General features: G+C 38.9%; 10 protein-coding genes. 3 read left to right on the plus strand and 7 right to left on the minus strand.

Annotated elements, in window-relative coordinates; all coding sequences use genetic code 11:
• Position 1: 1 nt before the first annotated feature.
• Entirely contained in the window at positions 2–769 is a 768-nt protein-coding gene (locus IPJ53_16740) for a DUF4292 domain-containing protein (GenBank protein ID MBK7800749.1), read from the plus strand.
• A gap of 33 nt (positions 770–802) precedes the next feature.
• On the plus strand, positions 803–1,939 hold the full coding sequence (locus IPJ53_16745; protein ID MBK7800750.1) for a peptidoglycan DD-metalloendopeptidase family protein: 1,137 nt from the start codon (positions 803–805) through the stop codon (positions 1,937–1,939).
• An 18-nt stretch (positions 1,940–1,957) separates the two neighbouring features.
• Here the strand turns inward: IPJ53_16745 and IPJ53_16750 are convergent, their stop codons facing one another.
• Together IPJ53_16750 and IPJ53_16755 are read right to left on the minus strand one after the other, a co-directional pair.
• Positions 1,958–3,376 (minus strand): MBL fold metallo-hydrolase, encoded by a 1,419-nt coding sequence (locus IPJ53_16750; GenBank protein ID MBK7800751.1) that lies wholly within the window; start codon positions 3,374–3,376, stop codon positions 1,958–1,960.
• A gap of 22 nt (positions 3,377–3,398) precedes the next feature.
• Positions 3,399–4,922: a glutamate--tRNA ligase gene (locus IPJ53_16755; protein MBK7800752.1), complete on the minus strand. Its 1,524-nt coding sequence runs from the start codon at positions 4,920–4,922 to the stop codon at positions 3,399–3,401.
• Between the two features lie 135 nt (positions 4,923–5,057).
• Here IPJ53_16755 and IPJ53_16760 point away from each other — a divergent pair, with 135 nt between their 5' ends.
• On the plus strand, positions 5,058–5,711 hold the full coding sequence (locus IPJ53_16760; GenBank protein MBK7800753.1) for a polysaccharide deacetylase family protein: 654 nt from the start codon (positions 5,058–5,060) through the stop codon (positions 5,709–5,711).
• A gap of 121 nt (positions 5,712–5,832) precedes the next feature.
• Here the strand turns inward: IPJ53_16760 and lpdA are convergent, their stop codons facing one another.
• From lpdA to IPJ53_16785, 5 genes are all read right to left on the minus strand, one after another.
• Positions 5,833–7,233, minus strand: a complete 1,401-nt coding sequence (gene lpdA / locus IPJ53_16765; GenBank protein MBK7800754.1) for a dihydrolipoyl dehydrogenase — start codon at positions 7,231–7,233, stop codon at positions 5,833–5,835.
• A gap of 78 nt (positions 7,234–7,311) precedes the next feature.
• On the minus strand, positions 7,312–8,715 hold the full coding sequence (locus tag IPJ53_16770; protein ID MBK7800755.1) for a hypothetical protein: 1,404 nt from the start codon (positions 8,713–8,715) through the stop codon (positions 7,312–7,314).
• Positions 8,716–8,730: 15 nt separating this feature from the next.
• On the minus strand, positions 8,731–9,885 hold the full coding sequence (locus IPJ53_16775) for a hypothetical protein (GenBank protein MBK7800756.1): 1,155 nt from the start codon (positions 9,883–9,885) through the stop codon (positions 8,731–8,733).
• 160 nt (positions 9,886–10,045) lie between these two features.
• A complete protein-coding gene (locus IPJ53_16780; protein MBK7800757.1) occupies positions 10,046–11,404 on the minus strand; it encodes an NADH-quinone oxidoreductase subunit N in 1,359 nt (452 codons plus the stop codon).
• 11 nt (positions 11,405–11,415) lie between these two features.
• Positions 11,416–12,861: an NADH-quinone oxidoreductase subunit M gene (locus tag IPJ53_16785; GenBank protein MBK7800758.1), complete on the minus strand. Its 1,446-nt coding sequence runs from the start codon at positions 12,859–12,861 to the stop codon at positions 11,416–11,418.
• Between the last annotated feature and the right edge of the window lie 5 nt (positions 12,862–12,866).

Raw genomic sequence — 12,866 nt, forward strand, 5'->3', positions numbered from 1 at the left:
TTTGAAACATAGTTTCTTCCTTGCAGCTTTGACATGTTTAGCAGTGTTGGCCTCTTGTAGTACATTAAAAAGAAAATCGAAGGAAATCGGTTCAACTGCGCCTCAAGCCAATCTAAATAACCTTAAAGAAGAACTGGAAAGAAGACAAGATTATCAATACCTCAGCTTGAAGGGAACCATGGAATTCGAAGACCAGGATATCAGCACCTCAGCTCAGGTTACACTGCAAAGTAAAAAGGACAGCATAATTCTTTTAAGTTTACGAAAATTGGGGTTTGAAGTGGCTCGTGCGCTCATTAACCCGGACAGTATTGTGATCATCGATCGAATCAACCATAGTTGGGCTAAGTTGGATATTGATGAATGGAGCCAAAAATTAAACATTCCCATTGATTTTTACGGCATACAGGATATACTGATTTCCGGAGTACATCTGCCTGATGGTCCTGAATATTTTTTACAACAACACAATGATACTGTTTTAATCACCGGACAATTTGAAAATTACAAGCTGCAGTCATCTTTACTGGCCGAAGGATTCTTTCCATTGAATACCTCATTCCAACGGTCAGAAAAAAAAGCACAAATGATTGTCAAAGAATTATATAAGTTGGATAAATTTTTAATCCCCAGTAATCTTCAATTAACATACGACGAAGAACATACTGAAATCCAATACATAAAATTAAAATGGAGTGAGATGCACACAAGAAAAATAGAAAGCTTTAAATTTACCATTCCTGCAAGTTATACCAACGAAACGAGGTAATACCAGATGACTATTTTTAAAATATTTTATAATTTGTCTTTGTTGATTTTTGGATGCTCATTCCTTTTCATCCAAATATCAACGCTACATGCACAAACCCCTTCTGAAAGAAGAGCCTACCTCTCCAAACAAATACAAAAGACAGAAGAAATACTTCTGCAATCTGAAAAAGAAAAAATGACTGCTTTTAAAAATATGCAGATTCAACTTACACAAATTTCCAATAGAAACGAACTCATCGAAAATACCGTAAAGGAATTGGAAAAATTGGATCAAAGTCTTGAAAAATTAAAATCAGAGCATCGTGAAAATTTGAATAGATTGGAAATCCTGAAAGAGGAATATTTTAAAACGCTCAGGAGAAAATGGATGCAAAAGAACAGCATTAAGTCAAATTATCTTTTTGCTCCACACTCTGAATTACATGCTTTGATAAAATCCTGGGTCTGGCAAGATCAACTTGATCGGGAAAGAAAAGAAAAGTATACTCAATTTAAAAAATCTCAGGAACTCGTTCTTGAAAAACAAAATGAAATTCTCAAACAAATTGAAATTCAAAAGGAATTGCTCAATTCGAAAGCAACCGAAAAAAATAAGCTGGCCGAAGATTTAAAAAAACAACAAAGTATGATTGCAGAAAACCAATCCAAAAAGAAGGAATGGCTTACTCTAATCGGCAAATATCAAAAGGAAATGAGCAAAATTGAATCCATTGTCAGCAGTAGCATAACTGATAATGATCTGGGTGCTTCCAAGAATAAAAATATTTCAAAATCTTCAAATGCTGATTGGCGATTTCCTTTGAAAGAGGGAATTGTTGTCTCTACATTTGGCACACAAAATGATCCCAACAACAGAGCAGTTAAAATTAAAAACAATGGGGTGGATATCCAATCCAAGAATTCATTTGTTTCTGCAGTAAACAATGCGGACGTATTACAAATCCGTCAACTTCCCAATGGAACCTTCTTGGTTTTATGCAAAGAAGGAGATTTCTATCAGGTATATTCTAACCTGGATAAAGTACTCGTTAGGGCAGGAGAATCATTAAGCAAAGGAAATCATATTGGACAATGTAAAATTACTCCCCAAGGCAGACATGAACTGCACTTTGAGGTTTGGAAAGGAAAAACACCCCAAAATCCCTTGAAATATTTAAAAACAGAATAATCCTTATGTATGTCTGAATTATATTGAAATTTCCTGCCCAAGATCTGGAATATCCACATGATCAAACCCAATACCATTTAAATGTCCCTTGTAAGTTACTTGAGTAGCTTCTTCTCCATGAACTAGAAAAACCTTACTCACAGTATTTAGTTGGTTGGATAAAAAATGAGTCATCTCCTTCTGGTCTCCGTGTGCAGAGAACGAATCCATAATCTCAATTTTCGCATTTACTTTTTTTACTTCACCAAACATTTTAATAAAATCTGCCCCGGATCTTAGGATGCCACCAGGTGTTTCCGGTGAGCAATATCCTACAAACAAAATAGTATTATTTGGATCCTCCACATTATTAAACACATGGTGTTTTATTCTTCCTGCATTCACCATGCCGGATGAAGAAATTATGATGCATGGCTCTTTACTGAAATTGAGTTTTTTGGAATCTTCCACATCATGAATATAGAATAAATGATTGAATCCAAATGGGTCAGGGTCCTTGATCATATACTGGTGCAGATCAAAATCAAAACACTCTGAATGACTTCTAAAAACTTCAGTTGCGTTGACCGCAAGTGGACTGTCGACATACACCGGAATTTTCGGCAATCTCTTTTCATTGACTAACTGATCCAGTATGTAGACAAGTTCCTGCGTACGACCCAAACTAAATGCAGGTATTATAACCTTTCCATGTTTGTCGATGCAGGTAGATTGGATGATCTCCATAAAATGATTTTTCTCGGCGGGCTTCTCCAAATGAAGCTTATCTCCATAGGTTGATTCCGTAATGATAAAATCTGATGGAAGCATAAAATGAGGATCATTCAATATTGGTCTGTCAGGTCTTCCAATATCTCCACTGAATGCAAAACGCAAATCATCCCCTTGCGTCTTGATCCTTAAATTGACACTTGCAGAACCAAGTATATGACCCGCATCCGTAAAAATTAAATGAACTCCCGGTGAAATTTCAATCAACCGGTCATAAGACATACCTACAAAAAGTGTCATCGCATTCGCAACATCTTTGGCAGAATACAATGGCTCTCTGTGTTGTCCCTTGTATCTTGGATTCTTGCGTTTCTTTTCTGCAAGTCGCTTGTTGTAAAATTCTACATCCCGCTCCTGAATATGCGCCGCATCCATCAACATAATGGAAACCAAATCTCTGGTAGCATGGGTACAGAAAATATCTCCCTTGAATCCATCTTTCACCAGCTTGGGAATTCTTCCACAATGATCTATATGCGCATGCGACAAGATCAACAAATCAATCTCCTTAGGATCAAACAACCATTCTTGATTCAACTGATCTATATTTTCCACCCTCCCCTGAAACAAACCACAATCAAGAAGAATTCTTAATCCATTTTCCAACATAAGTAAATGACAACTTCCAGTCACTTCTTTCGCAGCTCCACAAAATTTAATTTTCATTTTTTATCTTTAATTGAGGCACTTAACTGTTCAACTTTTTCACTCCTGAATACATTCTTTCTACAGATTTTTCTTTACCAACGGCCATTAGCATCTGATAAACATCGGGCCCCATTGGCGTTCCTGACAGCATCACTCTTATGGATGGCAACACTTCCCCCATTTTCAATTGATGCATGATCATGAACTCTTTTATCTTTTCTTCCAAATTTACATGATTCCATTCTTTTATTTCACCAAATGCATTTGCTAAACTAATAAATGAATCAGCCCATTCTTTTTTCCATTTCTTTGACTTAAATTCTTCATCCGGATCCGCAGGTTCGACGACAATATATTTTCCCATATTAAAAAAATCGTTCAACAATACAGCACGATCTTTATACAATTGATAAATTGTGTTAACCTGATCCGCTCCGGCTTTAATTTCATGTTTTACAAAAATGGCATTGACGTGATCCAATATGATTTCTACATTTTCTTTTTGTAAATAATTTGAATTAAACCATTTGGCTTTATTGTAATCAAATCGCGCACCGGATTTGACAATCTTGTCAAGTGAAAATAACTGAATTAATTCTTCTTTGGAAAATATCTCCTGTTCCGTTCCCGGATTCCATCCAAGCAGCACTAAAAAATTGATCAGCGCTCCCGGTAGAAATCCAGCCTCTCTGAACCCTGAAAAAATTTCTCCATCCTCTGCTTTCCAGTCTATTGGGAAAACCGGAAAACCAAATTGTGCACCATCTCTCTTCGATAATTTTCCCTGCCCGTTTGGCTTCAATATCAATGGAAGATGCGCAAATTCCGGCATCTCAGATTCCCATCCAAAATATCGATACAACAACACATGGTGCGCGGTACTGCTAAGCCACTCTTCCCCACGAATTACATGGGTGATTTTCATCAACCGGTCATCAATCACATTAGCCATATGATACGTAGGCATTCCATCTGATTTAATCAAGACTTTGTCATCCAATTCATCAGAATTAAAATTTACTTCTCCTCTGATTTTGTCCGTAATGCTGACCGTTTCCGATGCCGGTACTTTTAATCGAATCACCCATGGAGTATTTGTCTTAAAACAATCCTCGACTGCTTCGGTGCTCAAAGTAAGGCTGTTTTTCATTTCTGCCCTGGTATTGAAATCATACTTTGGCATCGGGTTGGATTCAGAGGCATGGCGCTTTTTCATTTCTTCAATCTCCTCCGAAGTGTCAAATGCATAATAGGCAAATCCAAGATTGATCAATTTTTTTGCATAATCTAAATAAATTTCCTGCCGCTCAGATTGCCTGTATGGTCCATAAGGACCACCAAAACCCAATCCCTCATCTGGTATTAATCCCGTCCAACGCAGACTTTCCAGTATGTATTCTTCTGCCCCCGCCACATATCTGGTTTGGTCTGTATCCTCTATTCTTAGAATAAATGTTCCTTGATGCTGCTTTGCAAACAGGTAATTATAGAGAGCAGTTCGGATACCACCTATATGCAGCGCTCCCGTTGGGCTGGGAGCAAATCGTACTCTTACCGGATTCATTGGAAAATTTATTTAGTCAATTATTAGTAATTATTAGGCACCATTTAACACGAAACTAAACCTTTAAATGAGAAATTTGTATTTATTATTTAGGCTCAGCGCAAAAATACTCATTCCTCCAGCATTAACAACTTCATGTATCTAAGCTTTACCCCAAAATTTCTTCAGCAATTGTTACCAGGCCTGATATGGAGGATGGGAACTGAGGATAAAAAGGTCTATCTGACTTTTGATGATGGACCCATACCTGAAGTTACACCATGGGTTTTGAATCAACTGGATAAGTTCAATGCAAAAGCTACCTTCTTTTGCGTAGGTCAAAATGTAGAAAAACATCCCGGAATCTTTGAACATGTAAAGGCCGACGGACATACTATAGGAAGTCATACATACAATCACATCTCTGGCTGGGCTTCCGACAATCTCGATTATATGCTCAATGTGAGGAAGGCCTCTAAAATTTGTGAATCAAATATCTTTAGACCACCCTACGGAAAAATCCGACCTTCTCAAACCCGCTTTCTGAAACACCATTATCAGATAGTGATGTGGGATGTATTGAGTGGTGATTTTGATCCAAATATCAGTGCGGAACAATGTTTGCAGAACGTTTTGAAAAATACAGTCGCCGGATCCATCATCGTTTTTCACGACAGTATAAAATCCTTTGAAAAACTTAAATACGTTCTTCCTAAAGTATTAAATTATTATTCAGAGCAGGGATACCAATTTGCTAATTTGGATATTTTATCCAGTAAATCTCAGGCAGGTATTCTTAACCGCGCGTAACCAAATTAATCTTTCCAGAACCCATTGGAATTTCATTAATTATATTTTGAACTGTGGAATTCAGATTCAAGGTAAAATCTTTCGTATTACTCTTACCAATCAACCAGAATAGCCATTCAAGTTACGAATGAATCGACCGCTTAGCAGTCGCATCCAATGCCGCTTCTTTTAATGCCTCTGTATAGGTTGGATGGGGGTGACAGATTCTTGCCATGTCTTCTGCAGAACCTCTGAATTCCATCAATGCCACTGCCTCCATGATCATATCTGCAGCTCTTGCACCTACCAGATGGACACCCAGCACTTCATCTGTCTTCTCATCTGCAATCACCTTGACCAGTCCATCTAAATCCATACTTGCACGGGCTCGTCCCAAGGCTTTATAAGGGAATTTACCGGTTTTGTACAATCTTCCATCTAGTTTTAATTGTTCCTCAGTTTTACCAACAGAGGCCATTTCAGGCCACGTGTATACCACGCCGGGAATCAGATTGTAATCAATATGGGGCTTTTGCCCGGCCAAAACTTCAGCAACAAATACACCTTCCTCCTCTGCCTTATGTGCCAACATCGCTCCATTTACCACATCCCCAATAGCATAAATATGGGGGTTCTTTGTCCTTAGAAAATCATCCACTTTAATTCTTCCTTTTTCATCTATTTCTACTCCTGCAAGATCAGCTTTCAATCCATCAGTATAAGGCTTTCTGCCTATGCAAACCAAACAATAGTCTGCCTCAATTTCCATAACATCTCCACCCGATTTTGGACGATATTTTACCAAGGCTTTATTTTCCTGGACTTGAACACTTTCAACAGATTGTGACAGATGGAATTTGATGCCGGTTGATTGTAAGCTCTTTTGCAATTCTTTTGCACAATCGAGATCCATCCCGGGTAAAATCCTATCCATAAATTCAAGTATACTCACCTTAGTTCCCAGCCTCGCGTATACAGACCCTAATTCCAGTCCAATGACTCCTGCCCCTATGATCACCATAGACTTTGGAATTTCTTTTAACGAAAGGGCTTCCGTCGAACTGATTACTCTTTTTTTATCATAGTTAAACGCAGTCGGAATATTCGGTTTGGAACCTGTAGCGATGATACATTTTTTAAATTCAAGCTTTTCAACTTTCCCATTTCCTGCATCAATACTCAATTCCTGAGGACCGGAGAAAGAAGCCATCCCATTGATCACGGTAATTTTATTCTTTTTCATCAGAAACTCAATCCCTTTGGTATTTTGGGAAACTACCTCCTCTTTCCGTTTAAACATTTGTGATACCTCAACTTCCAGATTTTCAAGTTTGATGCCATGGGAAATGAAAGTCTTTTTCGCCTGGTAAAAAAGTTCACTGCTGTCCAATAGAGCTTTGGATGGAATACATCCCACATTCAGGCAGGTACCACCCAATGTTGGATATTTTTCAATCAAAGTAACCTGAAAACCCAATTGTGCTGCACGAATAGCCGCAACGTAACCTCCGGGTCCGGACCCAATTATTGCAAGATCGGTCATACATAAAATTTATTAGGAGATTAACCATCCAAACGCAGGTAGGTTTTGATGGAATTCACTTTTGCAAGAATAAAACAGTTAAGATTCAGCTGGTGGCTTATCAGACGGTGGTTGATCGGCCTGTGGTCGGTCTCTTTGAGGCCGATCCATTGGTGGTCGGTCTCTTTGAGGTCTATCTGATGGTGGTCGGTTCCTATTCTTATTAAACGGCCTGTTTTGGTCCCTATTACCCTGCTTTCTGGAATTGTCCTGAGGTTTGTTTTCCTGGTCAGCATTTGGAGGAGCTTGGCCCTCTCTTGGAGGTCGTGGACCATTAGAAGGTGGTCGTTGCATATTGGTCTGACCTTCCGGATTTCCACTCTTCTTCTTTTTCTTCTTTTTCTTTCGCTTTTCAGCAGGCAACTCCACAGCACCCGTTACATCGACAAATTGGTCATCAGGATTTACAGCAGGTGTTGCTTCTTCAGCAGCTACTATATCTTCCGGGTATTCGCCCCGCTCGTTCATTGCTTTAATCCTTCGCACTTCATCTGGTGCAAGGGGCATCACGGTGGTGCGACCTTTAATAGGCTCATAAAGATAATAGAGCATACCCTTGAAAATATCTATTTTCACCAGACTGGCCTGGCCATTTTTCGCTTTTAGGCGCTCTACATTGGAAGGATATTTTTCCAATTCATCCACATACAAATCCAACTCGTAATTCAAACAACACTTCAATCTTCCACATTGTCCGGATAATTTGGATTGGTTAATGGCAATGTTTTGATATCTGGCAGCTGTAGTATTGACCGATTTAAAATCGGTTAACCAGGTAGAGCAACACAATTCCCGGCCACAGGATCCAATACCACCAATTCTGGCAGATTCCTGTCTGGAACCTATCTGCCGCATTTCAACCTTAATCCTGAATTCTTTTACATATTGCTTAACCAATTCTCTAAAATCAATCCAGCCGTCAGCGGTATAATAAAAGGTTGCTTTTTTCAAATCAGCCTGATACTCTATGTCACCAATTTTCATGTCAAGACCCAAATTACGGGCGATCACACGCGCTTTTACCAGAGCTGGCTTCTCCAAATTCCTTGCCTCTGTCATGCGCTCAATATCTCTTGGATTGGCCTTTCTTAAAACTTCAGAAGCTATGCGATCTTCTTTGAAGTTCTTTTTCTTCATTTGCAACTTCACAAGATCTCCCATCAGACTTACCCTGCCGACGTCAAATCCCCCGTGTCCGGCATCTACAACCACTAAATCACCGGTGGTGTATCGGTAATAATTACTCATTTTGAAAAAAGTCTTGCGTGCCCCGTTCTTAAAACTGATTTCAGCAAAATCACACGCGGTTGGATCTTCCAGATCCATTGCTGTCAACCAGTCAAAGGTGTTGAGCTTGTTACAACCACCCGAGGAACAATGTCCTTTGTCTCCACACCCTGCAGGCATTCCGTTTTGACCTGTCTTACATCCAGAACATCCCATGATAGCTAACTGTCTTTATGTCTGCTTGTTACGTAAAATTCCCGACAATTTTATCAGGAAATCAAGCAGCAAGATACGAATATTTGCATTCCTCTGAATACCGTAAGAACACTCATCTGAGAGATAGGCGATTGCTTCCACCTGCCCCGGAGTTAAGTTACTGGAAATTTTTGCCGCATAACTCAAAATTGGGTTTGAAAGGTCATTTTGACTAATAATGCCAAATTTAAGCCGTAAGCTCAAACTTAATAATTGATTTAAGAAAGCCAGAAATTGCCTCTGCCCATCCCGATTCAATTGAGCAAATGTGTCAATCCAATTCATCATTTCAACAGGCTCCTTTTTGAAAGCCAGTTGGAGTAAACTTTGAGAAAGTTGAAGTGAATTCATTTGCGGGTCTTTTGCCCACTCAATACTTTGCGCATAATTGCCCTCTGAGGCCATCGCAAATCCAAGGGCTAAATCCGGACTCAGCTTCAAACTCTTTTCTAATTGTCCGGCAATTATAAAATCGTCCAAAGGCCCTAATCTGAATTCCTGCGTTCTGGAAATCACTGTAGACAATAAGGATTTAGAATCTTCTGTAACCAAGATTATATAGGAATGTCCGGGAGGCTCCTCCAGTAACTTCAGTAAGATATTTGACTCCTTTCCAAGATATTCCGGCAACCACAACAACATGATGTTACGATCAGATTCAAAAGGCCTCAGAGACAATCTTTCAATTATTGACCTGGATTCTTTGGCTCCTATGTTGGCTTGCTTATTTTCTTTATCAGCATAGCTTAACCAGTTTTGAATACTCATGTAAGGATTTTGCTTTACAGCATTCCTGAATTCACCGTAATGTTCTTTACACAATTCTCCTGAACCGACCAGCGGAAAAGAATAATGCACGTCAGGATGAATTAAACCTCCTACTTTGTAACAACCAGAGCAGACACCACACGGTTTTTCCTCCGCTTCACATAACATAGTCTGTATGATATACAAAGCAAAAACCAATTGACCGCTTCCGGGAGTACCACTGATCAAACTACAATGTGGGAATCTGTCCTGAGCTAAGACTTCCTTTACATGCGCCATTAACCCAAGCTGGCCAACCAATTCATCGGACCATAAAAATTTAGGATGGTTTACAACAGCAATTTCTTGTTCTCCAAATAACATCTATGCTTTGATTGAAACAACGAAGATAGTGGAATTCAATTCGAAGCACAAACAGGAAAATATTTTAAAGGGAAAACTTCAAACATTAAAACATATGGAGGACAACCAAAGTCTTCGATTTTGAATTGCAATTATTTTTTAAAAGAATAAGTCAACCGGTTTATTTAAATAAATTGACAACCCAAAAAGGTAGAATCCCTGCTACAAAAGTCAGAATAGACAAAATTATCAGCACACTCTGATAGGTCCATGAAACTGACCAAACAGTTGAGGCAGATTTTTTTGTGAACATTCGGTTTATAATCTTAAAATAATAATACATGGACACCACAGCCAAAACCAATGCCATTACAACCAAAGCAATGGATCCAACTGAAGCCGCGTGATTCAACACAAAAAGCTTGGCCATAAATCCGGCGGTAAGAGGTCCGCCGCCTAGAGAAATAAGTGCAATGGTCATCACTACAGCCAAAACCGGATTGGAGAAAAACAATCCCTCAAACTCATCAATATGGTCAGAACCATTTTGGTTTTCAACAAAATAACAAACAAAGAAACAAATCAATGAAGCCAAACAATACGCAATTAAATAATATATGATAGGCCAGGAATCTTCCTGCTTAAGTTGCAGAAAACCAATGAGGATAAATCCTGCCTGAACAATACTTGAATACGACAACAAGCGCTTTGTACTGGTCTGCGTATAAGCCATGACATTTCCCAATACCAGACTTGATAAAGCAACAATACTCATCAACCAAAACATCCACTCTCCAACATTACTTCCAAGATAACGGAGAAATTGAAACAAGGCTCCAAAAGCAGCAACTTTAACGATTGTTGCCATGGTGGCAGTAAAAATTGTTGGTGAACCCTGATAAACATCCGGTGCCCAAAAATGAAATGGAACGAGTGCGACTTTAAAAGCAAATGCACAAAAAATAATTAAAACACTTAATTGAAATATGGGAGAATCTCCAACATTGAGGTCGTATATTTTTAAAGTACCTGTAGAGGCATAAAACAATGCAATACCAAAGAGCAAAATAGCACTTGAAAATGCACCTAAGATAAAATATTTTAGTGAGGCTTCATTTGATTGTAAAATCCTCCTGTCAGCCCCTGCCAGGATGTACATGGCAATGGATAAAATCTCAATCCCCAGAAATAAAACAATAAGATCAAGATGGGAAACCATCATGATGCCACCGATCAATGCAAATAAAATCAGCCCCGTAAAATCTGCCACTTCTTCTGATCCCCTCCTGCTGAAAACGTTTATAAATGGCAGAATAAACAATGCGACCACTAATATCAAATAAATAAAAATGAGCGGAGTGCCGTGCAGACTCATCATACCAATCATCCAATCACTGTACATTTTGGCTCCTGAAAAATAAGCTGCTAAGGCGCCAAGTATTCCCAAAATTGCAATGGGGACAATTAGTCTTGTTCTTCCGGAAAACCCAAGAAACAAAATCAACACGCCTATTATGGTAAGTATAATCAATGGCAACATGAGCTTAAACCTTAGATTTTAAAATGAGCAAATTGAGCAACTGCATATTCTGATAGTTCGAGCCAGGCTTTTGGAAATAAACCAAAACTCAAAATAATAAACATCAATATGATAAAAATATAATCCTCTTGTATCCTAAGTGGAATGAACGATTTGTTTTCTTCTACCGATTCTCCCATCATGGATTTTTGAAAAAAGCGCAACATGTAAACTGCACCAAGAATAATGCTGACTCCTGCGATGGCACCCAACCATAAATTATATTCTGTTATTCCCCACAACATATACAACTCCCCTATAAAACCATTGGTCAAAGGAAGTCCTACCGATGCAAGTACAATTACGAAAAAATAGACTGCAAGTCGTGGCTGAGACTTCGCCAATCCTGTGTATCCATATACGCTTGGATGATTACTGCGCTGCATCAAGACATCAATTACAAAAAATAATGCCGCCGCTAATATTCCATGGGTAAACATTTGAAACAAACTACCTTCCAATCCGGAAACCGTTCCTGAAAACAAAGCAGCTGCAATCATACCCATGTGTGACAAAGAAGAGTACGCAACTATTCTGGTCATTTCCGATTGACGCCAGGCAACCAAGGCGCCATATATTACACCAATCAAACACAGACCTACCAACACAAACCTCATTGAATCAATAGCCTCAGGCACCACATTATAAAATCTCAACATTCCGAAAACACCCATTTTGGATAGAACAGCAGCTATGATAATTACAGTAGGCCGGTCTGCTTGAGTATATAAATCTGCCTGCCAGGTGTGAAATGGAAATAACGGAGATTTAATCGCGAATGCAATAAACAACGCCCCCAATATCCACATTTGTGCATGAAGTGGTAAGTCAATCAAATACATAGTGGACCAATCTCCTGCCTTATTAACCCCTATCAGTGAATAAAAATAAATGATTGCGCCCAGCATCAGCAAACTTCCAAAAACAGTGTACAGGAAAAATTTAAAAACTGCCTTCTTTCGATCTGGCCCACCATGCATCAGCACGATGAGGTAAAATGGAATGAGTGCAGCTTCAAAAAATACATAAAATGTAACCGCATTCTGAGCAGCAAAAAATCCCAAAAGTGCGGACAAACCCAAAAGCAGCAAGCCATAATAAGTAGCACCCTTTTCTTCGGCCTTAGGTAAAGAAGCCGTAATTCCTATTGGTACCACAAGAGAGGTGAGTAACATCAATATCAAACTCTGTGCATCGAGGCCCATGTTAAATTCAGCATTGATTCCCGGTATCCAATTGAACATCAGACTACCCGCCACTCCCTGATGAGGATGAAATGAACTCATCAGATATAAAAAATTAAATAGACTCAATACACTCGCAGTAAGTGCAATTTTTCCTGCAAATTTTCTACCGGCAAAAAAAACCAGAACAGCAGAGATCAACGGAAAAAGTATCAACAGCAAAACTGAATTCATACCAA

The sequence above is a fragment of the Candidatus Vicinibacter affinis genome (genome assembly GCA_016714365.1).
In the GTDB taxonomy this organism is placed as follows: domain Bacteria; phylum Bacteroidota; class Bacteroidia; order Chitinophagales; family Saprospiraceae; genus Vicinibacter; species Vicinibacter affinis.

Excerpts from the sequence above, each read along its gene's own strand:
- IPJ53_16775 (MBK7800756.1), bottom strand. The coding sequence starts at position 9,885 with ATGTTATTTGGAGAACAAGAAATTGCTGTTGTAAACCATCCTAAATTT.
- IPJ53_16770 (MBK7800755.1), bottom strand. The coding sequence starts at position 8,715 with ATGGGATGTTCTGGATGTAAGACAGGTCAAAACGGAATGCCTGCAGGG.
- IPJ53_16750 (MBK7800751.1), bottom strand. The coding sequence starts at position 3,376 with ATGAAAATTAAATTTTGTGGAGCTGCGAAAGAAGTGACTGGAAGTTGT.
- IPJ53_16760 (MBK7800753.1), top strand. The coding sequence starts at position 5,058 with ATGTATCTAAGCTTTACCCCAAAATTTCTTCAGCAATTGTTACCAGGC.
- IPJ53_16785 (MBK7800758.1), bottom strand. The coding sequence starts at position 12,861 with ATGAATTCAGTTTTGCTGTTGATACTTTTTCCGTTGATCTCTGCTGTT.
- IPJ53_16780 (MBK7800757.1), bottom strand. The coding sequence starts at position 11,404 with ATGTTGCCATTGATTATACTTACCATAATAGGCGTGTTGATTTTGTTT.
- lpdA (MBK7800754.1), bottom strand. The coding sequence starts at position 7,233 with ATGACCGATCTTGCAATAATTGGGTCCGGACCCGGAGGTTACGTTGCG.
- IPJ53_16755 (MBK7800752.1), bottom strand. The coding sequence starts at position 4,922 with ATGAATCCGGTAAGAGTACGATTTGCTCCCAGCCCAACGGGAGCGCTG.